The following is a 21,370-nucleotide window of genomic DNA, read 5'->3' as shown; positions in this document are numbered from 1 at the left end:
GCTACTCCCAGATGACGGTGATCGGGTGGTGGGGGCGGTTCAGGACGAACCGGCCGGCCGCCAGGTCGGCGACGGCGGGGGCGTCGGGCAGCTCGAAGCGCGGCCTGCGGCCCCGGTAGCCCGCGTGCCAGGTGCCGATCTCGCGGGCGACGAGATCGGCGAGCAGTTCGCCGCTGGGGCCGTGGCCGATCACGCCGGTCTCGTAGGTCTTGCGGCCGTCGGCGTCGGGCTCGCTGGGGCGCAGGGTGAGGTAGGCGAGGGAGTCGGCGTGGACGGTGGCCATGGCGCCCCAGTCGAACATGGGGACGATGCCGCGTTCGCGGGCATCGCCGGTGACGCTCATCCGCATCAGGGAGTTGTGCATCCGGAGGGCCAGCCACAGGTCCTGGTACTCGTAGGTGGTGCCGGCCGGGATGGTCACGCCGGTCCAGACGTTGTGGCGCTCGGTGTCGAGGACGCCCAGCAGTTCGGAGGCGTTGACTGCGTCGGTCTGGTCCTTGTGGACCTGGAGGGTGACGTCGCCCTGGTGGGTGAGGGTGACGGTGCGCCGTTCGTCGTCCATGCTGCCGCGCAGCGGCATGAAGACGGCGAGCCGGTCGTTGACGGACCTCCAGCCGCCCTCGCCGCGCTCGAAGGCGATGACGCGGCTGGCGGTGCCGCGCAGGCGCAGTGGCAGGACGATCCGGCCGCTCGGCTTTACCTGCTGGGGCCAGGCGGTGGGCATCTCGCTGGTGCTCACGGTGGCGATGATCCGGTCGTACGGCGCGCCTTCGGGGTGGCCGAGGGCGCCGTCGCCGAGGACCACGGTGACGTTGTCGACCCCGGCGTCGGCGAGGTGCTTGCGGGCGCCGTCGACGAGGTCGTCGTCCACGTCCACGGCGACCACGTGCCCGTCCGGGCCGACGATGTGCCCCATGTAGGCCGCGTTGACGCCGGTCCCGGCACCGGCCTCGAAGATCCGCTCGCCGGGCCGGGCTCCGAGCTGCTCCAGCATCATCGCGACGATCGTCGGCTGGGAGGCCGCGCTGATCTGCGTGCCGGACCCGTCCGTCTTGGTGTAGGTCGGGTTGTCAGCGTAGGCGACGTCGAGCGGGAATCCGGGCAGGAAGTGCTCGCGCGGGACGGCGCGGAAGGCGCCCTCGACCGGGGCGCTGGTGATGTGCTTCCCGGCGAGCAGGCGCTCGGTGAGAGCGTCGCGCAGATCGTCGGCGGTCGGAGTGGTGCTGTCGCTGAGAGTAGTCACGTGGGCGACCCTAGTGGTTGTGCGGATGGTTGACTGCGAGGGCGCGGGGTCCTCGCCGGAGTGGAAGACGGCGGCCACCGCCCTTGCGGCGATGGCGGATTGGTGCTCGACGGGTACGCCAGCGCGGTTGGCGTGGAAGAGCACCTGGTGGGCGAGAACGGCCCGCAGTCCGCGGGTGAGCCGGCCGTCGCGCACCAGGCCGACGAGGTCCTGCCCGGCCTTCTCGAAGGCGGCGACCCAGTCGGCACGCCCGGCGAGCGGTTCACCGGGGCGGGTGAGGTGGCGGGTGTCGAGGATCATCAGCCGGCGCATCGCGGCGGTCAGGGTGGCCACCCGCTCGGGCGCGAGGGCGGGCGGCTCGGGCCGCAGGTCGGCGACCCTGCTCCAGACGTCGCCCTGTTCGTACCAGTCGAGGCCGGCGGCGCGAAGCATGGCGGAGACGAGGACGACGACGGTCTCGGTGCGGCCGAGGGCGGGCGGGTCGGGCTGGGCGGCGCGGGCCATCAGGTGACGGCTGTCGGTGTGGAAGAGCCGGTGGGCGATCTCCATGCCCTCGGGGCCGCCGAACGCCTCGGTCTCGGGCTCGTAGGTGACGGTCACCCAGCCGGTGAGGAGTCCTTCCTCGACGAGCGTGTCCAGGAGCGAGGTGACGATGGGGACGGGGGCGTCGGCGAGGTAGCGCAGCCGCAGCCCGTGCTTGCGCATGTACCACCAGCCTTCCAGGTCACCAGAGTTCTGGGCGAAGGCGAGGGCGGGGGCGAGGTGGTGAGCGGCGGTCTGCTCGACGGTGGCGGGGTCGGGGAAGGTGAGGTTGTGCTGAATCCAGGCGGTCATCGGTCGGTCCTTGGTCAGGCGGCCAGGAGGCAGGCGTCCCAGCGGGTCGCGGGTGCGGCGTGGGTGGCGGGGGCGAGCAGCGCGAGAGCGGTGCCGGTTGCGCCTTCCAGGAGGTCGGGCCCGGCCGCCGAGGCGAGGAGTCGCCGGGCCTGGGCGTCGGGGTCGGTGCGCGGCGGGTGGGTTGTGTCCAGGAGAAGGTCGGCGGCGGAGCGCAGCCGGGCCGCGGTGCGCGGGGAGGCGTCGGCGGCGGCCCGGTGCGCGATGTGGGCGAGCCCGGCGTAGCCGTGGCAGAGCGAGATATCGGTGGTCGCGGCCAGCGACGGCGGGTCCAGCAGCGCGGCGGCGAGGGCTTCCTCGGCGTCCTGGCGCAGGCGCGAGTCGCCGAGGGCGAGGGCGGCGAGCTGCTGGGCGCGGGCGATTCCGGCGGTGCCGTAGCACCAGCTTGGCCGCTGCGGAGCCAGCGGCCCGCGGACGGTGCCGGCCAGGTGCCCGGGGGTGATTACGTACGGCCAGGCGTGCCGGTCGCGCCAGCGCTCCAGCCAGGCCAGGATCGTGCCGATCGCTGCTCGCTGGCCGTCCACCTCAACTCCGTGGCGGAGGGCGAGGGCGAGCAGGGCGAGCGGACCGGCGATCCCGTGCGCGAGGCCGTTGTTGGCGTGCCCGCCGGGGAAACGGCCGTCCGGCTTGCCGGAGGGTCCGCTGAGGGCCCACCAGCCGGGCAGCACCTGGCCGTCGTGCTTGACGTCGTCGGTCAGACGCACCAGGTAGGTCAGCACGGCGCGGATCGCCTCGCCGCGCGGCGCCCGGTCCAGTAGCACCGAGCCCATGCCCGCCAGGCCGCGGATGCCGTCGAACTCGGAGAGGGCCGGGAGTTCGCCGGCGTCGATCCGGGCGAGAGCCGCCTCGCAGCGGCGCACCGCGTCGGCGGCGACCGCCTGGCCGAGGTGGGACAGGGCCCGCCGGTAGGAGCCGGGCCGGGCCTGGGCGGCGCATCCGAGGGCATGGGCCAGAGCGGGGGCGCCGTAGTAGAGGTGGCTGTCCGGGCCGCTGGTGACCTGGTCGTCGGCCGCGACAGCGAGCCACGCGCGGGCAGGTTCCCACGGGCCCCGGCCGGCAGCGGCGCGCTCGACGTGGAGCAGGGCGATGCCGGGGGCACCGGTGGCCAGGGACTGGCGCCAATGCGGGCGCGAAGTCCATCCGACGGGCGCCTCGTTGGGGTCGGCGAGCAGTTCGGCGATCCGGTCGGACAGCTGGAGGGCGGGGTGCTCGGTCACAGGTCACCGTCCCGGGAGAGGCGGGCGTAGGCGGCGGCGCGGGCCAGGTACAGGACTTGGGCCTCGTCGTCGAAGTCGATGCGGAACGCGCGGGCGTAGGAGCAGTGGAGCATCGAGCCGAGGACGTCGTCCGGCGCGATGCCCCGGGTGTGCGGGCCGGGGAAGAAGCGGCGGTAGGTGTCGAGGGCCTGGTGCCGGTCGGCCCAGGCGTCCACGATCGCGCCGCCGCCAGGCTGTTCGCGCAGCGCCGCGAAGTCGCCTGCGGGGTCGGCCAGGCGCACGGCCTCCTGGAAGAGGGGCCGGGGGATGGCGGTCGGAGGCTTGGCGGGGACGTTGCGGACGAGCCAGCGGAGCCCGGCGGAGGGGGAGCCGGTGAAAGCGGCAGCGATGGCGACGGCGTGGGCGGTCAGCAGGGCCAGCCGCTGCGGCCGGTCGGGCTGGGACAGCTGCGCGAGGACGGCAGCGGAGTCGGCGCGGAAGACCCGCTCGGCTGCGGCCCAGGCGGGGCCCTCGCCCCAACGGCCGTGCTCCGTGTAGGAGGTGGGGTAGGCGACTTCGGACAGCAGCCCGGCCTGGTGGAGCTCGTTGGCCCAGGTGCTGATCACGGTGGCGGCGGGGCCGAAGCCGGCCGGGTTGGGCAGCGCGATGCGCAGCCGCAGGTGCTGGCGGGGGTCGCGGAATCGGACGAACCACCACTCCGGTCCCCCGAGGCGGTCCAGAAGGTCCGGCAGGTGCTGGGTAAGGATCACGTCCTGGCGGGCGAGGTCGCCGTACAGCGAGGCGAGCAGCACCCAGGAGGTGCCCGGGACGTCGCCGTGGCCACGGCGCACGGTCCGCATCGTGGTGGGTTTGGGCAGGCGCGGCCAGGCCGGGGGCCGGGTGGCGGTGACCGGGAGGGCGAACTCGTGCGCCCGGCCGCCCGCCCAGCCCAGGTCCGTCGGTGCCGGCGTCTCCACGAGGACGGCGTGCGGCGCTGAGGTGAGGTGGGAGCGCAGTAGGACGCGGTGGCCGCTCTGGTCCAGGTCAAGCGGCAGGCCCTGGCTGTCGGCGGCCAGCAGCACCCGCCGCGGTGCCCGGCGCCGGTCCAGCAGGTCGAGCAGGGCCTTCTCCCACTGTTCCCACGGCGCCCGTGCGGGCGGCAGCTCGGTGGCGGACAGCCGCCAGGAGGCTGGGGAGAGGATGATGCGGCCGTGCCGCAGCCGGGGCCGGAACGGCAGGGACTGGAGCGCGCCCCAGGAGAAGCGGGTGACCTGCGCGCCCTGGGCGCGGGAGAGTTCGGAGATCAGCCGGGCCATCGGAGAAGTGTGGACGCGCAGGTTCAGGGCGTGGATGGCGCTCGCCTCGATCCGGACCCCGTGCGCGGGCGCGGCCAGGTACATCCGCCGCCCGTCGCATCCGACCGCGAGGTCCCCCAGCCGCAGGGCGCCTTCGGAGCCTGGGCGATGCTCGGCGAGGCTGACGACCAGCTGCCCGGTCGCCGTGCTGCGGGCCACGTGCCCGGTCGCCGGGTCCAGCGGCGGGCAGGACAGCTGCGCGGCGACCGCCTGATCATCCATGGCCGGCAGGTTCGTCAGCACGCCGGTGAAGGCCGCTCGGTGCTGCGGGTCGAGGAGGTGGAGGAAGCGGCCGGTCGAGACCCCGGCGGCGCGGGCGACGGAGACGACCTCCAGCCAGAACTCCCCCTTGTCCAGGGCCTGTCGGCTGGCGGCGTGGAGGCCGAAGACGACCTCCAGGTGCGGGGGCAGGCGCGGCCCCTCGGCGGGGCCGAGGTCGAGCACGCCCAGCAGCTGCTCGTCCAGGAGGACCTCGCGCTGCCCGTCGAGCGCCGCCCGCTGGGCGAGGGTGGCCAGGATCTCGTCGCGCTCGCCGAACCGCGCGGGCTCTGCAGGCCGGGCACCCGGGTAGCCGTCGGGCCAGCCGATCCCGCTGTCCGCGACCATGTCCAGTAGCGGCACCAACGCGCCCCGGCCGAACCTCTCGTAGAACCGCTGGTGGTAGGAGCGCCACGACCCGCTCCCATACGGCAGAGGGCTGAGGCGGGCGAGCAGGCCGGCCGCCGTCGCGGCCTCGTCGGCCACGGCCCTGGGCAGCACGAGGTCGGCGTCCAGGCACAGGTCCACGGCCAGCACCGGCCGCCCCGCCGCGCCGGGCCGCCCGTTGGCGGTCACCGCCCGGGTGATCTCCGCACGGGCAGCACGGCTCGGTGCCTGGGCGTGGGCGGTGATCGCGCTGTCGGCGGCGAGCAGCTCGGCGAGCAGTCCGGCCGCCTCCGGGACCTGGTCGGCGCCAGCCCGCTCCAGCGCGGCCAGCAGATGGCCGAGCGGGTCCGCCTCCGTGGCCGGGGCGTGGAGGCTGGTGATCAGCACGCCGCGGGCGACCAGCTCGGTCAACACGCCCTCGATCCGCGCACCGGGCGCGGTAGGGAACTCGGCGGAGAGCTTCTCGGCCAGCACCCCGAACGCCACCGGGCGGCGGGCGGCGGCGAGCACGAAGGCGACGGCGCGGGTGTGGCGCAGGCTGACCTCCGCAGCGACCGTGCCGCGCTGGGGCCGGTCGAGCGGCTGATGCGGGATCACCAGACGGTCGCCGCGCACCAGGACGGCGTCGTTCGCCGCGACCTCCAGCCGGGCGAGCAGCGCTGGCATGCTCTCCAACTGGCCGATCAGCTGGGCGAGCCAGGCGGCCGAGGCCCGCGCGACGGCGCGGTGGTCGTCGCCCCAGCGCAGGTCGGTGGCAGACCCGAAGACGGCTGCCTGGACACCGGCGAAGTGCCCGAACGGCGTTGGCCTCCCGAGAGCCCGCAGCAGGTAGCGGGCGGTGGACAGGGCGGCGCGCCGCACCTCGCGCGGGGGCGGCTGCTCGCCGGAGAGCAGCTCTGCGACCTGACGGGCCAGGACCGGACTCGCGAGCGCGAGCGCCTCGGCGACACCCTCGTCGGCCCACACCCCGCGCAGCCACTCGGTCTGCTCGGCGGCCAGTTCAGGACGGGCGGTGGTGAGGTCTGGCCAGGCAGGGACCGGAAGATCGGGATGGGCGACGGCGCGGACAAGTGCCACCTCTGCGGCACGGTATAAAGCCGATGGTGTGGAGCGGCGCATCGGGGACCTCGGTGGTTGAAGCGGACGTCGGCCGGGCGGCGGTGCCGCCAGAAGGGGTCCTTCCGGCGGCACCGCCTGGGTGGATCAGTGGAAGCCGGTGGTGCAGGCGCCGCAGGTGCTGCCGCAGCCGTCGTCGGTGAGCACCTCCAGGCTGGCGGCATCGGTCCGCTCCACGACGGTCACATCGAGGTCGAACTCGTCAACGCCGACGCCGGCCGTGGCCTTGGTCTCGGCTGTGATCTTCTGAACCATGTTGGTTCCTCCTTTGGTTGTTGCTCTTGTGTGTCCTGGCACCGTTGCGCGGTGCGCGTCCCGGTGCCAGGAGTCGGTGGGGCAGTGCTGCCCGCGAGCGGGCAGCTGCCTGGCAGGGCGAAACTCGGAGGCCGCAGGCGGGGGCCCAGCCCAGGAGCCTGGCCGGACCGTGCCGCTGCCGGGGGTCAGTTCGCACTAGCCAGCCGGTAGTCGAACTTCGGTTGTAGGTCGACGGCGGGCCACAACAGGCAGTTCAGGAAGGCGCCACCATCGAGCGCCGGTGCCGTCAGGGCTCGGCGTGGCCGCGGGGCAGCCGGTACGGACCGGCCAGGGTCGAACCGGCCGGCACCGTGCCGGGCGGGCGCACTCGCCCGGCACGCTGCTGGCGGGCGCCGGTCACGTCTCGACGAGCTGCCGCCCGCCGGAGGCGAGGTCGAAGCCGTGGGTGGAGAACGCGGGCCCGCCGGCCAGGTACGCCTCCACCGCGGTCTTGGAGGTCGGGAACATCGGGCTGGGCAGGATGTCGGCGGCGGGGTGCCAGCGCACCTCCAGGTGCTTGTCCGGCTCGACGTTGACCAGCTCGCCCGTGAACTCGCTGGTGGCGAAGACGAACAGCACGAACCCGCCGCGCCCGTCCCAGCCCTCCTTGGCCTGGATGGTGTGCACCAGGCGAAGGTCGGACGGCCGGGCGATGAGCCCGGCTTCCTCGCGTAGCTCCCGGGCGGCAGCATGGGCGATTTCCTCCCCGGGGTCGACCTTCCCACCGGGGATCGTCCATGCGGGGCCGGGGGTCCAACTGCGCTGGGCGTAGTGGACGGTGGCGATCCGGTCGGTGTTCAGGTCGTGGGCGATGACGCCGGCCGACAGCCTGCTCGTCGCGTGCATCAGGGGTGCTCCTGGGTGAAGGTTGAGGGGGCAATGGAGGGGACGCGACGGTCGGGAGACTGCTTCTAGGTGTCGCGCGGGGGCAACTCCGAGAGTGTGGTGTCGCGCATGATGCGCTCGACCGTGTCGTGGAGGGTGCTGTCGCAGCCGATGACGGTCTCGATTCCGCCGGGCAGAACGTCGTGCTCGCGGTACCAGTCACGTAGTTCCCGCTCGGTGACGGCCGCCAGTAGCGCGGGATCGGCCTTCGAGGCGTGCCGTACCAGCGTCTCGTCGATCGGGATGTCGAGGTAGTAGCAGCGGGTGACGCCGCGATGGTCGCCCACCAGGCGCGTGAGCATCTCGCCGTAGTGGTCGGCGTACAGGATGCCTTCGATGACGACGTGGTAGCCGGCGTCCAGGGCGTAGCGTGCCACGGTGTCGATCAGGCCGATGTTCGCTCCGCCGGGCCGGTCCCGTTCGCGCAGCACGATGCGGCGCAGGTTGTCCTGCGCGACCACGGCCAGGCCCCGGCCGAACTGGTCCCGGATACCCGTAGCCACCGACGACTTGCCCGACGCCGAGTTTCCCCGGACGACCACGAGCCGGGTCTCCGCGCTCCCCGCGGGCGCCCCGGTGGCCGGGAGCGCCGGGTGGCTCGTGGTGCTCATGCTGGCCAGCCGACGACGGACAGCCGGCGGCCGGCGGTGATCTGCGCGAGCGCGTCGGCGGTGTAGCCGACGATCGGCGTCGGAAGCCCGTCCAGCGGCCAGAAGCGCAGGGCGGTGCACTTGTCCGGCTCGCGGTTGGTGATCTTGCCGGTGTACGCGCGCGGGGTGAAGAACAGCTGGAGGCGTCCGGCGCCGTCGTCGGCGTCGAGGTGGTGGAGGGTGTGCACCAGGTCGAGGTCCTCCTCCCGGATGGTGATGCCGAGTTCCTCGTCGGCCTCGCGGACCATGCCGGCAAGCACGGACTCTCCCGTTTCGAGATGGCCGGCTGGAGCGTGCCAGTGCTGATCGGCGAAGGTGGTGTTGGCGCGCTGTCCGAGCAGGACCCGGCCGTTCTCGATCAGGATCAGGTGGACTCCCACAACCAGCGTGTGCGGCACGGGACGTCTCCTTCCCACGGGTGAGGGAACCGGTGCGGGGAGCGCGGCCGGTTCTGGGCATGGCGAAGCTGCGATCAAACTGGTGATCGTTTGTCGTACGTGAGTGCGTAGGTAGGTGTCCCACCGTAGGCGGCCCGGCGGGGCCATGTCGGCGTGTCGCGGCAGAAGCCACACGATCCGGTGAACAGCCCCAACTCGTCATACTGTTAGGGAGGTTGCGGGTCGAACAGGGCAGTGTGCCATGGGGTACTGACAATCGCGCCAGCGACGTTCACCTTCGCCCCGCAGACGATGTTGCGGACCTTGCTGCCGTCCACTACGCCACCACGGCGGCGGGAAGTACCTGATTGACGACGGCGCGCGGCTCGGGCAGCGCCGGGCGCCGGAGTTGCGGCCGACTGGCCAGGCGGACGGCCGCGTCCGTCAGGCTCCAGTGCGAGAAGCCCTGCGGGTAGTTCCCGATCTGTCGGCGGGCGAGGGGGTCGTACTCCTCGGCGAGGAGCCCGAGATCGCTGCGCAGGGGAAGTAGCCGGTCGAATATCTCGCGGGCCTCGGAGTGCCGGCCGATGACGGCAAGGCTCTCGGCCAGCCAGAACGTGCAGGCCAGGAACGCACCCTCCTGGCCAGCGAGCCCGTCCACGTTGCCACCGGCATCCCCGCGGGTGGCGTAGCGCAGCACCAGCCTGTGCTCGGTGAGTTCGCGCTGGATGGCTTCGACGGTGCGGATGAGGCGCTTGTCGTCCGATGGCAGGAAGTCGACCAGGGGCATGAGCAGTAGGGAGGCGTCGAGGGCCCGGCTGCCGTAGGACTGGGTGAAGGTGCCGCTCTCCGGGCTGAAGCCGCGGGTGCAGACGTCGGTGTGGATCTGCTCGCGCAGTTGGGCGAGGCGGGCGAGGACAGCAGGGTCGGTAGCACTCCGGCGTTCCAGCAGCCGCAGGGTCCGGTCCACGGCTACCCAGCACATGATCTTGGAGTGGGTGAAGTGCCGGGCCGGTCCGCGAATTTCCCAGATGCCCTCGTCGGGCTCCCGCCAGCGCTGCTCCACCTGTTCGGCGAGCGCCAGGAGCATGGCATCGCACTGCGGTGACGGGGCCAGGCCGGCGTCCTCGGCGAGGAGCAGGGTGTCGGCGAGTTCGCCGTAGACGTCGAGCTGGAGCTGGTCGGCGGCGCCGTTGCCGATGCGCACCGGCCGGGAGCTCTCGTAGCCGGGCAGGTGGTCCAGGGTTTCCTCGTCGAGGTCGGCGTCGCCGTTGATGCGGTAGATCGGTTGGAGGTGCTCGGGGTTGACGGTGTCGACCAGCCAGGTGCGCCACTGGCGGGCTTCGTCGAGGAAGCCGAGTCGCAGCAGTGCTGCGATGGTCAGCGCGCTGTCGCGCAGCCAGACGTAGCGGTAGTCCCAGTTCCGTTCGCCGCCGAGCTGCTCGGGCAGGGAGGTGGTGGGCGCGGCGACGACACCGCCGCCCGGGTGGCAGAGCGCCTTGAGGGTGAGGGCGGAGCGCACCACGGCCTCGCGGTCCGGGCCGCGGTAGGTACAGCCGGCGGCCCATTGCTCCCAGAACTCGATGGTGGCGTCGAGTTCGGTGAAGGCGTCGGGCGGGATGGGGGCCGGACGGTGGGAGGGCACCCAGGTGAGGGTGAGCACGACGATCTGGCCGGCGCGGACGGCGAAGTCGGCCCGGCACACGCCTCGTCCGTTGGCGGTGTGCTGGGGGCCGTCGAGTGAGTATGAGTCCGGGTTGGCGGTCGCCCGCAGCCGGTGGGCTCCGTGGGCGGTCCGCTCGATGCTCGGCCTGGTGGCGCCGTAGCCGGGGCGGGGGCGGAAGACGCTGGCGACGTGGACCTCGCCGCTGATGCCTTCGACGATCCGGATGATCCGGGGTTCGGCGTGGTCGCTGACCGTGGGCGCCGGCATGAAGTCGGTGACCGCGACCGTGCCGGCCGGGGTGTCCCACTCCTGGCGCAGGACCAGGGAGTTGCCCACGTAGTGGCGGCGGTCGGCGGCCGGGGGCGGTGTGCCGTCGTAGACGGCCGGGCCGACGCGCCACAGGCCGTGGTCGGCGGTGCCGAGCAGCGAGGCGAACACCGCCGGAGAGTCGAAGCCGGGCAGGCAGGCCCAGTTGATCGCGCCGTCCGGGCGGACCAGGGCGGCGGATGCGGTGTTGCCGAGGAGCGCGTGGTCCTCGATCCGGGGAGGGGTGGTGAGGGTGTGCATGGGGTCCTGACGTGGGCGGGTGGATGGTCAGCGGTGAGCGTGGGCGGGGGTCGCGAGCGCGGCGAGGGCGGCGGCGACGGTGTCGGCGAGCGTTTCAGCTACCGGCAACCACGGCATGAGGCTCGCGAGTAGCACGCGGTTGGCCCGCTGAACGGGGTCGGCCGGGTCGCAGCCGACGACCACCGTCCCGCCGTACGGGGCGAACAGGCCGGCCTCGTAGCAGTCGTGCACGCGCACGTGGCCGATCGGGTTCCAGAACAGGACGACGTCGGTGCGCCGGATGTTGCGGTCCTGCCAGCCGAACGGCTGCCACGCGAGGTAGGGGTCGGTGGTCGGGTTGCGCGACGGTCGGGGGTTGAGCACCGTGCCGTCGAAGCCCGCGGTCGCTAACAGGTCGACCGCGTCGCTCTGCCAGTCCGGGCAGCCAACGGTTGCTCCAGCGAGGAACACCGCTGGGCGGCCGTCCCGCTCGTACGGCTGCGGTGCCTCGACGTATCGAAGGTTCACCGGGCGCCGCCGCCAGGGATAGGTCCGAGGAGGACGGTAAGGGTGATCATCTGCTCTCTGAGGTCGACGGGGTGCGGCCCTGGCCCGAACGGCCGCCATGGGTACTGTGGGTTGCTGTTCAGCCGGACCGGCGGCGGTCGCCGGGATGGTCCGGGTTGTTCGGCGGCGGCGAGCGGTGGCCCACCAAGCGGTCGGCCACGCCGAGAGTGCACAGGGCGACGACACCGAAGGTGCCCAGGCAGAGCGGCTGCCTGAAGGCGGCGCGGTGATCCAACAGGTAGATGGCGCCGCCCCCGATCAGAACGCCGAGCAGGAAGCAGAGCACGGCGAGCCCGATGCGCCCGATACCTCGTTGACCGCTCACGGGGCCACCGCCTGCGGCTCGGCGGCCGGGGCGAGCGGGTCGGCGGGCCAGGCGGGGTCGATGCTGTTCAGAGGGACCAGCTGGGCGAGGACGCCGACGACGACGGCCTGCGGCTGGGAGTCGACGTTCAACTGGCTGAGCAGGCTCTTGGCGTAGGTGCGCATCGTGCTCGGCGCGATGCCGAAGTCGGCGGTCAGCTCGGGCGTGCTGCGCCCGCTCGCCCAGCCGCGCAGGATCTGCAACAACCGCGGGGCCAGCTGGGGGTTGATGGTCAGCGCACCGCTGGGGTGCACCGGCTGGGTGACGATCCGGTGGGCGGTGGCCCAGGCGGCGAGGTGCAGCACGGTGCGGGTGCCGGTCGTGACGAGCAGCGCCTCGATCGCGCTGCGGACGTCGGCCGGTTGCAGCCTTGTGTCAGGGTCGGCGGCGATCTGGTCGTGACTGGCGCTGGCGGCGACCAGGACGATCAGCCGGCGCTCGGAGGCGGTGAGGGCGGGCAGGGGGCCGATGGCCACGGCGTCGTCTCCAGCGGGATGGGTCGGGCGGGTCACAGCTGCTGAGGGATCGGCACGGCGGGGGCGGCGAGGTGGAACAGCAGCCTCGGACCGAGCCGCTCGGTCTGGCCGGTGCCGATGACCAGGACGAGGTCGCCCTGGGCGGTCATCTCGGAGATCCGCTGCTCCGGGGCGGGTTCGCACGGTCCGAGGCGGATGCGGTGGACCGCGCCCTGCCCGAGCTTGTGAAGAGCGGCCTGCTCGACGGCCTCCAGCGGGTCGGGCCCGGCGTCCTCGGTCAGCGGTGTGCTGACCGGCAGCAGCACCGCGTGATCGGCGTCGCCGAGGGCGGCGCCGATTTCGGTGGCGTGCGCGCTGGTGCGGGCGACGCCGTCCGGTTCCAGAACGACGACCAGCGAACCCTCGGTGAGCATCCGGGCGGCCGTGACGTCCTGCGCGATCTCGCGCGGGTGCCGGGCACGGGAGTCCACGACGGTGACACCGGCCTGAGTGCCGAGCACAGCCAGCGACCGCTCAGCCCCGCGGAAGCCGCTGGCGCGCTGGGCGACGGCCTGCGGGTCCTCCCCGACGACGAGGGCGGTGGCGATGGCCGCGCACACCGCCAGGGCGTGATGACGGCCGGCGACCGGCACGGTGAACTGGTGCCGCTCACCCCGGCGGTGGAGGGTCAGGAGGTACTCGGTGCCGAGCCAGCGGGGCGGGAGGACCCACACGTCGGCGCTCTCCTCCAGGCCGACCGTGACCACGGCGGGCCCGGGGCGGTCGCTGAGCCGCTCGTGCACGATTTTGGCGCCCTTGTCCCACAATGGCAGCACCACCGTGGCGGAAGCACGGGCGAGGGCGGTGGCGGCGTCCAGAGCCTCGATGGTGTCCGCGAAGTGCGGGGCGTTCATCGCGGCGGCGGTGATCAGCGCCACTGCCGGGGTCGCCCTGCGGACGGGCTGCGGGCCGTGCGGGAAGCGGCTGCGGGAGACCGCCTCGTGCGTGCCGGTGTCCGGGCATAGGTCCACGACCAGGCGCTGGCCGTTGATGCCCTGTCCGGGAACGCCGCCATGGGCCGGAGCGGTGAGAATCCAGGAGGTGCGGCCGTCGTCGAGGACCGCGGCCAGGGCCGCTGCCGCAGTGGCGGTGTCGTGGCTTCCGTAGACGGCCACCAGCGGGTCACCGTAGTCCCCGGTCAGCGTGGTGAGCGCGAGCGCGCGCGTGAGCACCGGCAGCCCCAGGGCCTGGGCCTGGTCGAGTTCCGGGAGCAGGCCGGTCGTCGCGCCGGACCACACCACGGTGGTTCGGTCGGCCTGGACGTGCTCGGCGTCGAAGCCAACGACAACCTTCACGCCGGCCGTGCGCAGCCGGGCGGCGGCCGGGCTGTCCTGCTCGGCGTGGGTGATGCTGGCGGTGATGTCCATTCGGCGCGTGGCCAGCCACAGCGCGAGGCTCTCCATGCCGGGGGCGGTGGCGTCGACGAGGTGGGCTCGGATCAGCAGATCGGCCCCGGTTGGGCGCGGGCTGGTGCGAGTTGGGGGGCGGGTGGTGGTGTCCATAGGAGGGCTTCCTCGGCAGGGTCGGAGACAGAGGGGTGGGGGTTGGAACCGGGCCGGTCGCGGGTCTCGGGGGTTTGGCGCCGCGACCGGCCCGGGGCTCATGCCTGGGTGAGACCGCGCTCCAGCTCGACATCGCTCACGGCGGCGGCGTGGTGCTCCAGGTCCAGGCGGGCGACGGCGGCCAGGTGGGCGACGACGTGCTCGTCGAGCAGCTCGCCTGCCAGCGGGCTGGTCTCGAACGCGGAAACGGCCTCGGCCAGTGACAGCGGTACGGGCTCGGCCTCGCGGTCCAGGTAGGCGTCGCCGCGGGTGGCGGCAGGGGGCTTGAGCCCGGACTCGATGCCGTGCCGGATCCCCGCCAGGACCGCCGCCGACGCCAGGTAGGGGTTGGCATCGGCACCGGGCACCCGCACCTCCAGGCGCAGACTGCGGCCGTGACCGACCACCCGCACCGCACACGACCTGTTGTCCCGCCCCCAGCTGAGGCGAGTCGGGGCGAAGGAGTGGTCCCGCAGGCGCTTGTAGCTGTTTACGTACGGCGCCCACAGCGGGCCGAGGGCGGGAAGCACCGTCAGGAGTCCGGCCACTGCCTGCTCGCCCGGCTCCGACAGGCCGCTGCCGAACTCGGGGCCGGCCAGCAGGACCGGCTGGTCGTCGACGTCGTGCAGCGAGACATGCAGGTGCATGCCGCTGCCGACCCCACCCGGCAGGGCCGCCATGAACGAGGCCGTCATGCCCTGCTCGTCCGCGACCGCCTTCGCGGCGTGCTTGAACAGCACGTGCTGCTCGCACGCCGCCGCCACCGGCCCGTAGGGAAAGGTGACTTCGACCTGGCCCCCCGCGCCCTCTCCTTTCACGGCTTCGACGGGCAGGCCGGCGCCAGCGAGGACCTGCCGCAGACGCCTGCTGAACTCCCGCACCGGCAGCGGCTGGTCGAGGGCGTAGTCGCGGTTGTCCCAGACGGCGGGGCGAAGTCCGCGGAAGCCGATCGCCGCCGCGTCCCGGGCGGTGCCCTCGAAGAGGACGAACTCCGTCTCCACCCCCACCTTCGCCGTCAGCCCGAGACCGGCGAGACGCTGCTCCTGCTCGTCGAGCACGGTGACCGGGGCGAGCGGGTGCGGCAGGCCCACACTGATCGGCCCCGCGAGCACCAGGGCGGTGGACGGAAGCCAGGGCAGGACGCGGGCGTGCTGGGTGTCGGGCAGCAACGCGACGTCCCCGAACCCGGACTCCCACGAGAACGACCCGCTGCGCGCAGCCGTCATCCCTAAGTCGGTACCGAGCACGTACCCGCACATCTCCGGTGAGAGCCCACCCGAGCGCAGCCGCTGCACCAGCGAGGCCGCGTCGAATTCCTTGCCCTTGAGGCGGCCCTGCGCGTCGACGGTCGCGAGCAGCACCGTCGTGATGCCGAAGGCGTCCACCAGTTGGTGCAGCGGCCCCGTCGGCGAGGCCGCCACCGGCGAGTTGCCGACGGTGCGGTACCGGGCGGCCCGCATCGTTGCCGTACGGCCCGGGCGTCGGCGGCTGGTCACACGACCTCCTCGGTCAGCTCGACCAGCTCGGTCGACTGCTGGACCGGAGGCGCGTACGAGCGCCCGGCCTTGAGCCACCATCCCCAGGCCAGCAGCAGCACCACCGCCAAGGCCACCGGTGCGTAGTTGAAGGTGTCGACCGTCACCGGCGAGGACTGCGGCAGGCACACCAGCACGCTCACCACGGCCACCCAGCCCACCGCGATCCACCCGATCACCGGCCCCCGGCGACCCAGGTTCCACGGACCGGGCTTGAAACGGCGGCCCTTGCGCAGCCGGAGGTAGATCGGCACCGCGTACGCCGGCGTCATCCCCACCACGTTGACCGCGGTCACCGCGCCGTACGCGGTCGCGCTGTACAGCGAGGGCAGCGCGAGCACCAGCGCCGCCGCGAGGGACAGCCACACCCCGGCCACCGGGGTGCCGGTGCGCTCGGAAACCCGGCTCCACAGCGCCGATCCGGGAAGCGCGCCGTCCCGGGAGAACGCGAACACCATCCGGCTGGACGCCGCCGTCTCCGCGTTGCCGCAGAACACCTGCGCCACGATCACCACGGCCAGGAGCACCTTCGCCCCGGTCGTCCCGAGCGCGTCGATGAAGATCTGCGCGGGCGGCACGCCGGTGGGCGAGTTGAGGGCACCGTTGTAGTCCTGGATAGCGAACAACATGCCCGCCAGCAGGACGGCACCGGCGATCCAGCTCACCCAGATCGAGCGGACGATCCCGCGCGGCGCCGACAGCGACGCCTTGGTGGTCTCCTCGCTCATGTGCGCGGAGGCGTCGTAGCCCGAGAAGGTGTACTGGGCGAGCAGCAGCCCGACCGCGCTCACGTAGATCGGGTTGCTCCAACCGGTGTTGTTGACGAAGTGCCCGACTACCCAGCTGACGTCCTGGTGCTGGCCGGGCACGAGCGCGAGCGCCCCGACGATCAGCGCGACGCCGCCGATGTGCCACCACACCGAGATGCCATTGAGCACCGACACCAGCCGCACGCCCCGCAGGTTCAGCACCGCGTGGAGCAGCAGGATCGCGGCGAAGATCCCGAACAGCCCGGCAGGCGTCGGCGAGTACCCGAACTGCATGTTGAGGAACGCGCCGACGAAGGATGCGGCACCGTAGTCGATGCCGCAGATGCCGCCCACCAGCCCGAGCAGGTTGAGCCAGCCGGTCATCCAGCCCCACCGGGGACCGCCGAGCTGGTGGGCCATGAAGTACAGCGCCCCGCTGGTCGGGTAGGCCGAGGTCACCTCGGCGAGGGCCAGGCCGACGAACATGACCAGGCCGCCGACGCCGATCCAGCCCCAGATGATCACCGCTGGTCCGCCGGTGTTCAGGCCGAACGCGAGCATCGTCATGCAGCCGGACAGGATGCTGATGACCGAGAAGGAGCTGGCGAAGTTGCCGAACTCGCCCATCCTGCGGCGCAGTTTGGGCTGGTAGCCGAGCTGGAGTAGGCGTTCCTCGTCGGTCGGTGGTGCGGCCGGGGCGGGGGACATCGGGACAACCTCCATGCGGAAAGTCGAGTGATGGGAACGGGAGTGGCCGGGGCTCAGGCCAAGGCGGTCGCGCGGCCGGCAAGGGCCTGGTCCCGGGCGGTCAGCAGCAGAGCCTCCGCCTGGCCCGGGGAGTCGGCGACATGGGCCCACGGCGCCTTGGATGCGAACTGGCCCAGAGCGCCGAATACCTCGACGGCGGCGCCCATCTGGGCCGACGCCCACAGCGCGTGGGCGAGATGGCTGAGGTCGACGACCGGCCATGACCCCGGCGCCGCCACGGACCAGCTCTCGAACGCGCGCCGAGCACGGGAGAAGTGGGGCTCTCGAAGCCATTGCCGGAGCACGACCGCGGTTCGCCTCGGCTCGGTGCGGTACTGGTCGACCGACAGGTATAGCGGCAGAACTGCGAGCGGTGATCCGGCCGGAGCCTTCGACATGGCGAGGTGAACGAAGTCGGAAGCCGCCGGCCGGTAGACCCGGAGCCAGTAGCGGAGCATGCGGTGGTGGGCCTCCCGGTTGCCCGGATCGCGTGTGAGCGCCTCGTCGAGCAGCCCCCACGGACCGCGCGGCAGCATCGGGTCCGACGAGCGATTCTGGTGCTCGGGGCGGCTCTTGGCGCGATCCAGTGCCGCCAGGGCGAGCAAGCACACCCACGGCACAGGGTCCGTGCGCACCGCTTCGGCGGCGGCCTGGCACGACTCGCGGGCCTCCTGCTCCAAGGGCTCGGCCTTCGGCGAGCCGGCCTCGGCTGCGGCCAAGGCGTGCTCGACCGTCACCCTGGTCCGCAGGATGGCGAGCCCGGGGTCGTCCGGTTCCTCGCGCCCCCAGTCGGTGAGCACCGTCGACCGGGCCGCGACCAGGGCCAGCACCTGCGTACGAGAGGTCCGCAGGCCGACATCCTGGGTCGAGGCCAGCAGCCGCTGGGTCGACAGCCAGCGTCCGGCCTGCAGGTCGTCCACCGCGGTCCGGAGCGCCTCGTCGAACCCGGCAGGGTGGTACACCGGCCGGGCCGGACGTGAGGTGTTCATGGTGGCCGAATACTCCCTCTCTTGCGCGTGGCAGATTGGTCGGTCCCGAAAGCGGGGGCGGCAGATCGAACCGTGGTCAACCGGGTTTCACGCAGCTGCGAATGGGCGCAGGTCAGGGCTGGGCTGATGTCTGGATGCCCGACCTCCGGTGGCGATTGATACAGAAGCAGTACGAAGCGCCAGAGAACAGAGCAGACTTGACGCACTGATGACGCATTGCTGCGGCAAAGTGCCTGCTGAGCTGGGTCTTTGGCGCGTAGACGAAGTTTGGAATTCAGCCATGGTGGTCAAGAAGCGCACCGCACTTGCCCTGCAGCGAATGGCAGCGGGCCACTCGCAGGAGACACTTGCCGCCGCGATGGACGTCGAGCGAACCACCGTGGCGCGCTGGGAACGGGGCAAGGCCGAGCCGCGGCCCTGGCAACGCCCCAAGCTCGCGAAGCTGCTGAACATCGGGGCCGTGGAACTCGACAGGCTGCTGCGGCTGACCTGTGAGCAGACGGCAGCGGAGTCCTTGCCCGCACCCACGGGCCAGGCAGCGCTCCAAGCAGGACCCAATCGCCTGCCGAACGGTGATGCTGTACAACTCGCCGAGGTGGATACGCTGATTGGCGACTGGGCCGCAGCAAACTCGGCCGGCCATGGGATCGGGGACACGCCGTGGGTCACTGAAGAGGAGGTCGGTGTCGCCGAGGGCATGCTCGGGATGTTTCGCCAGCTCGACCACACGCACGGCGCCCGCCACTATGCCCGACAGGTCCGCGACTACATCGACACCGAACTCGCCGCGATGCTCCGCCGCCCTGCCGCCGATGACGAGGTCGCCCGCAACCGGGCCAGGCTCACCGCCGGATTCTGTGAACTCGCCGGATACCAAGCCGTCGATACCGGAAGCCCAGTCCGCGCTCAGGCGTACTACCAGCGCGCCCTGGCCCTCACCACCGCCACCAACGACCAGGCGTACGGCTCCTACCTGGTCGCCGTGAATCTCGGACACCTCGCCTTGCACTGCGGCCAGCCGGAAGTCGCCCTGCGCTGGGCCTCCTCAGCCCGCGCCACGGCCGGCACCGCGGCCAGCCCCGCCACCCGGGCAGCCATCACCGCCGTTCTCGCCCGCGCGAACGCGCGCATGCAACGCGAAGCCGAGGCGACCCAGCTGATCCGGCAGGCCGAGGAACTGCTCGACACCGCCGATGGGGACGAACCGGCCTGGATCCGGTACTTCACCCACGCCTACCTCGCCGACGAGATCGCACACTCCCTCCACGACCTCGGCCGCGCACCGGCTGCAAGAGCCCAACTGGCTGACGCCCTCCAAGGAGTCGGCAAGGACAAGGTCCGCCGGCTCGCCATCGACGCCGCCCTGCTCGCCTCCACCTGGCTGCGCACCGGAGACCTCGACCAGGCGTGCGCGGTCGGCCGGGAAGCCGTCACATACGCTGCCAGAACCGGCTCCGGCCGGTGTATCGACCGTGTGGCCGGCGTTCTCGCCGATCTCCAGGCCCACGCCGACTACGCGCCCGTGCGTGAGCTTCGGGAGTTCACACGGGTGGTGCTGCCCGAGGCCGAACGCGTCGCGATCACCCTGTCCCGCGGCGCATGATGCGCTGGTAGAAACCGAGTTCGGCGCCGAGGGCCTGCTGCCGTGACGCGGGATCCGACAGGTAGTGGTCACCACCTGCAAGGAACACGCTCTCGTGGTTTCGGTCCCGAGCGGACAGGACGCTGGCAAAGCGCCTCGCGTCGTCGGCCGAGGTGATCGTGTCGGCGGTGCCGTGGATCACCAGAACAGGAACCCGGACATGGTCGGGGACCGCCGCACCGGCAGGCCCGCGCAGTACCGCGGCATGCGGACGCTGGAAGGGCGGCACGGACCTCTCCCACCGGGCCGGGTCGATGATCGCCGACGTGGCTGTCGCCGCGCTGAAGGGACTTGGGCGGCAAGCAGCTTGGAGTGCGGTGTACCCGCCAGCACTGGCACCGCTGATGAACAAGGCTCCGCGTAGCACAACGCCGACCGCGAGGAGATGCTCGCCGACAGCGGCGCAGTCATCGACGTCGTACTCACCCCAATGGCCGTGCAGCGACTGCCGGAAGGCTCGTCCCTGTCCGGTGCTGCCCCGGTACAGAACTTCGGCGATCGCAAAGCCGTGACTGATGAAGAACTGTGTCGTCCAGTCCAGTCGCAGGGGGACATCATCGGTCGGCCCGGGATGAGCCCGGACGATCAGCGGCACCGCCCCGGTGTCGTCCGGGCGGTGGAGCAGGAAGCGCAGCGGCCCGTTGATCGTCTCCACGGTCTCCACCGAGGGCGGTGAAACCGTCCATGGTGATGGGGATGACGGCTCTGGTACCACCAGGCGGGCACGACCGTTCGATCCGGCCGCGGGGTCGACCGACCAGATCGAGGGTGAACTGGTTGGGGTGGAACCAATCACCGACACCGCGGTTTCCGTGGCGGCGACATAGGGCTTTATCGAGGTGAGGTTCGACGCTATGCGGCGTCGGTCAGGCCCATTGACGAGCAGCAGTTCGGTGGCGATCCCGTCCGTTGTGGTCAGCACGATCTCACCGCGCGGCGTGAAGCCGTACGACTGGTACCCGCCCTCCCACGGCGCAGGGGCGCAGTCCGCGTCGATCGGGGCGATGGCCTCCGCCACGCCGTTCCACCGGTACAGGTTCCACCAACCCGTTCGGTCGGACATGAAGTGCAGTCGGCCGTCCGGCCCCCACGATGGCTGCGTCACGGACTCCTGCCCATCGCCGGCGATGACCACGCCCGGCTTTACGGCGTCATGTCGGACGGGTGCCAGCAACAGCCGGGAGCTGTCCCACGGCATCTGATCGCGGCCCCACTCCAAGTAGGCCAGCATGCCCGGCGCAAGCCGCGGGCTGGCCAGGAACCCGGAGGAGCGGACCAAGACCTCGGCGTGCCCCGTCCTGGATACGGAAACGATCTCGTCGGCTGCATTGCCACCGCGGACCGCCAGCGGAAGTCCGTCCCAGGACAGCGCGAGATCCCCGTACTGCACCTGATCGTCGCCGGTCGCGACGCACACCGGAGTTCCGCCAGTAGGAAGGTGGAAGAGGGAGCCGTCGTCGATGAACCACACGCCGCCCGGTGCTGCCACGAAACTACCGCCGCCGTAGGCGTGAAGCTGACCACCGACCGAGAACTCCGGCGAAGTTACCGGCATGGTTGAGCCGGCGAAACTGCGCATGAGTCGTCGGCGTCCACCATGGTCGGGATCGGACTGCAGCCACCATAGTGCGCCCTGCGCGAAGCAGAGTTCGTCATAGGTCACCACGGTCTGGGCCACCCACGCGGGCGCCAGCCCGGTGCCGTCCTCGGTCATGCGGTGCAGTCCTCCTGGCATCGCTGCTGGCCTGCCCGTAGGCTACCCGTCGGCCGGGGCTCGGACGAACCTGCAGACCACAGCGGTGCCCGCGCTCAATGAGTGCTCCGGGGCTGGACAGCATGTGGTGACATCGGGCTGGC

17 protein-coding genes are annotated in these 21,370 nt (G+C 72.1%); 1 reads left to right on the top strand and 16 read right to left on the bottom strand.

Annotation, left to right across the window (positions count from 1 at the left end; translation table 11 throughout):
• Nucleotide 1 precedes the first annotated feature (1 nt).
• The 15 genes from fxlM to ACH4J0_RS19485 form a co-directional block, all read right to left on the bottom strand.
• A complete protein-coding gene (gene fxlM, locus ACH4J0_RS19555) occupies nt 2-2,077 on the bottom strand; it encodes a methyltransferase, FxLD system (protein WP_396241657.1) in 2,076 nt (691 codons plus the stop codon).
• 14 nt (nt 2,078-2,091) lie between these two features.
• A complete protein-coding gene (locus ACH4J0_RS19550; RefSeq protein ID WP_396241655.1) occupies nt 2,092-3,351 on the bottom strand; it encodes a lanthionine synthetase C family protein in 1,260 nt (419 codons plus the stop codon).
• On the bottom strand, nt 3,348-6,407 hold the full coding sequence (locus ACH4J0_RS19545; RefSeq protein ID WP_396241653.1) for a lantibiotic dehydratase: 3,060 nt from the start codon (nt 6,405-6,407) through the stop codon (nt 3,348-3,350). Before ACH4J0_RS19545 ends, ACH4J0_RS19550 begins: the two co-directional genes overlap by 4 nt.
• A gap of 126 nt (nt 6,408-6,533) precedes the next feature.
• On the bottom strand, nt 6,534-6,701 hold the full coding sequence (locus ACH4J0_RS19540) for an FxLD family lanthipeptide (protein WP_396241651.1): 168 nt from the start codon (nt 6,699-6,701) through the stop codon (nt 6,534-6,536).
• Between the two features lie 396 nt (nt 6,702-7,097).
• Nucleotides 7,098-7,586, bottom strand: coding sequence for an NUDIX domain-containing protein (locus ACH4J0_RS19535; RefSeq protein ID WP_396241649.1), 489 nt, complete (start codon nt 7,584-7,586; stop codon nt 7,098-7,100).
• Nucleotides 7,587-7,651: 65 nt separating this feature from the next.
• Nucleotides 7,652-8,236: an AAA family ATPase gene (locus ACH4J0_RS19530; RefSeq protein ID WP_360330612.1), complete on the bottom strand. Its 585-nt coding sequence runs from the start codon at nt 8,234-8,236 to the stop codon at nt 7,652-7,654.
• Entirely contained in the window at nt 8,233-8,673 is a 441-nt protein-coding gene (locus ACH4J0_RS19525; protein ID WP_360330615.1) for an NUDIX domain-containing protein, read from the bottom strand. The genes ACH4J0_RS19530 and ACH4J0_RS19525 overlap by 4 nt, the downstream gene beginning before the upstream one ends.
• A gap of 316 nt (nt 8,674-8,989) precedes the next feature.
• Nucleotides 8,990-10,885 carry a glycoside hydrolase family 15 protein gene (locus ACH4J0_RS19520; RefSeq protein ID WP_396241647.1) on the bottom strand — a complete coding sequence of 632 codons (1,896 nt, stop codon included), beginning with the start codon at nt 10,883-10,885 and terminating at the stop codon, nt 8,990-8,992.
• A 27-nt stretch (nt 10,886-10,912) separates the two neighbouring features.
• The gene (locus tag ACH4J0_RS19515) at nt 10,913-11,392 is read right to left on the bottom strand and encodes a nucleoside 2-deoxyribosyltransferase domain-containing protein (protein ID WP_360330621.1); all 480 of its coding nucleotides are present in this window, start codon (nt 11,390-11,392) and stop codon (nt 10,913-10,915) included.
• Nucleotides 11,393-11,510: 118 nt separating this feature from the next.
• Nucleotides 11,511-11,756, bottom strand: coding sequence for a hypothetical protein (locus tag ACH4J0_RS19510; RefSeq protein ID WP_396241645.1), 246 nt, complete (start codon nt 11,754-11,756; stop codon nt 11,511-11,513).
• Nucleotides 11,753-12,271 carry a LuxR C-terminal-related transcriptional regulator gene (locus ACH4J0_RS19505; RefSeq protein WP_360330627.1) on the bottom strand — a complete coding sequence of 173 codons (519 nt, stop codon included), beginning with the start codon at nt 12,269-12,271 and terminating at the stop codon, nt 11,753-11,755. The genes ACH4J0_RS19510 and ACH4J0_RS19505 overlap by 4 nt, the downstream gene beginning before the upstream one ends.
• Before the next feature lie 32 nt (nt 12,272-12,303).
• Nucleotides 12,304-13,812, bottom strand: a complete 1,509-nt coding sequence (locus tag ACH4J0_RS19500) for a glutamate ligase domain-containing protein (protein ID WP_396241643.1) — start codon at nt 13,810-13,812, stop codon at nt 12,304-12,306.
• A gap of 98 nt (nt 13,813-13,910) precedes the next feature.
• Complete coding sequence (locus tag ACH4J0_RS19495; RefSeq protein ID WP_396241641.1) at nt 13,911-15,347, bottom strand: glutamine synthetase family protein; 1,437 nt, start codon at nt 15,345-15,347, stop codon at nt 13,911-13,913.
• Nucleotides 15,344-16,843 (bottom strand): amino acid permease, encoded by a 1,500-nt coding sequence (locus ACH4J0_RS19490; protein WP_396241639.1) that lies wholly within the window; start codon nt 16,841-16,843, stop codon nt 15,344-15,346. Before ACH4J0_RS19490 ends, ACH4J0_RS19495 begins: the two co-directional genes overlap by 4 nt.
• Before the next feature lie 53 nt (nt 16,844-16,896).
• Nucleotides 16,897-17,802 (bottom strand): hypothetical protein, encoded by a 906-nt coding sequence (locus ACH4J0_RS19485; protein WP_396241637.1) that lies wholly within the window; start codon nt 17,800-17,802, stop codon nt 16,897-16,899.
• Between the two features lie 349 nt (nt 17,803-18,151).
• Between ACH4J0_RS19485 and ACH4J0_RS19480 the strand changes: the two genes are divergently transcribed.
• Complete coding sequence (locus tag ACH4J0_RS19480) at nt 18,152-19,474, top strand: helix-turn-helix domain-containing protein (protein ID WP_396241635.1); 1,323 nt, start codon at nt 18,152-18,154, stop codon at nt 19,472-19,474.
• Here ACH4J0_RS19480 and ACH4J0_RS19475 read toward each other — a convergent pair.
• The gene (locus ACH4J0_RS19475; RefSeq protein WP_396241633.1) at nt 19,452-21,227 is read right to left on the bottom strand and encodes a prolyl oligopeptidase family serine peptidase; all 1,776 of its coding nucleotides are present in this window, start codon (nt 21,225-21,227) and stop codon (nt 19,452-19,454) included. The genes ACH4J0_RS19480 and ACH4J0_RS19475 overlap by 23 nt on opposite strands.
• Between the last annotated feature and the right edge of the window lie 143 nt (nt 21,228-21,370).

The organism is Kitasatospora sp. NPDC017646 (genome assembly GCF_044329365.1).
Taxonomy (GTDB): Bacteria; Actinomycetota; Actinomycetes; order Streptomycetales; family Streptomycetaceae; genus Kitasatospora.
This window is presented reverse-complemented; position numbering and strand designations above follow the sequence as displayed.

Excerpts from the sequence above, each read along its gene's own strand:
- ACH4J0_RS19480 (WP_396241635.1), top strand. The coding sequence starts at position 18,152 with ATGGTGGTCAAGAAGCGCACCGCACTTGCCCTGCAGCGAATGGCAGCG.
- fxlM (WP_396241657.1), bottom strand. The coding sequence starts at position 2,077 with ATGACCGCCTGGATTCAGCACAACCTCACCTTCCCCGACCCCGCCACC.
- ACH4J0_RS19500 (WP_396241643.1), bottom strand. The coding sequence starts at position 13,812 with ATGGACACCACCACCCGCCCCCCAACTCGCACCAGCCCGCGCCCAACC.
- ACH4J0_RS19490 (WP_396241639.1), bottom strand. The coding sequence starts at position 16,843 with ATGTCCCCCGCCCCGGCCGCACCACCGACCGACGAGGAACGCCTACTC.
- ACH4J0_RS19535 (WP_396241649.1), bottom strand. The coding sequence starts at position 7,586 with ATGCACGCGACGAGCAGGCTGTCGGCCGGCGTCATCGCCCACGACCTG.
- ACH4J0_RS19530 (WP_360330612.1), bottom strand. The coding sequence starts at position 8,236 with ATGAGCACCACGAGCCACCCGGCGCTCCCGGCCACCGGGGCGCCCGCG.
- ACH4J0_RS19540 (WP_396241651.1), bottom strand. The coding sequence starts at position 6,701 with ATGGTTCAGAAGATCACAGCCGAGACCAAGGCCACGGCCGGCGTCGGC.
- ACH4J0_RS19475 (WP_396241633.1), bottom strand. The coding sequence starts at position 21,227 with ATGACCGAGGACGGCACCGGGCTGGCGCCCGCGTGGGTGGCCCAGACC.
- ACH4J0_RS19520 (WP_396241647.1), bottom strand. The coding sequence starts at position 10,885 with ATGCACACCCTCACCACCCCTCCCCGGATCGAGGACCACGCGCTCCTC.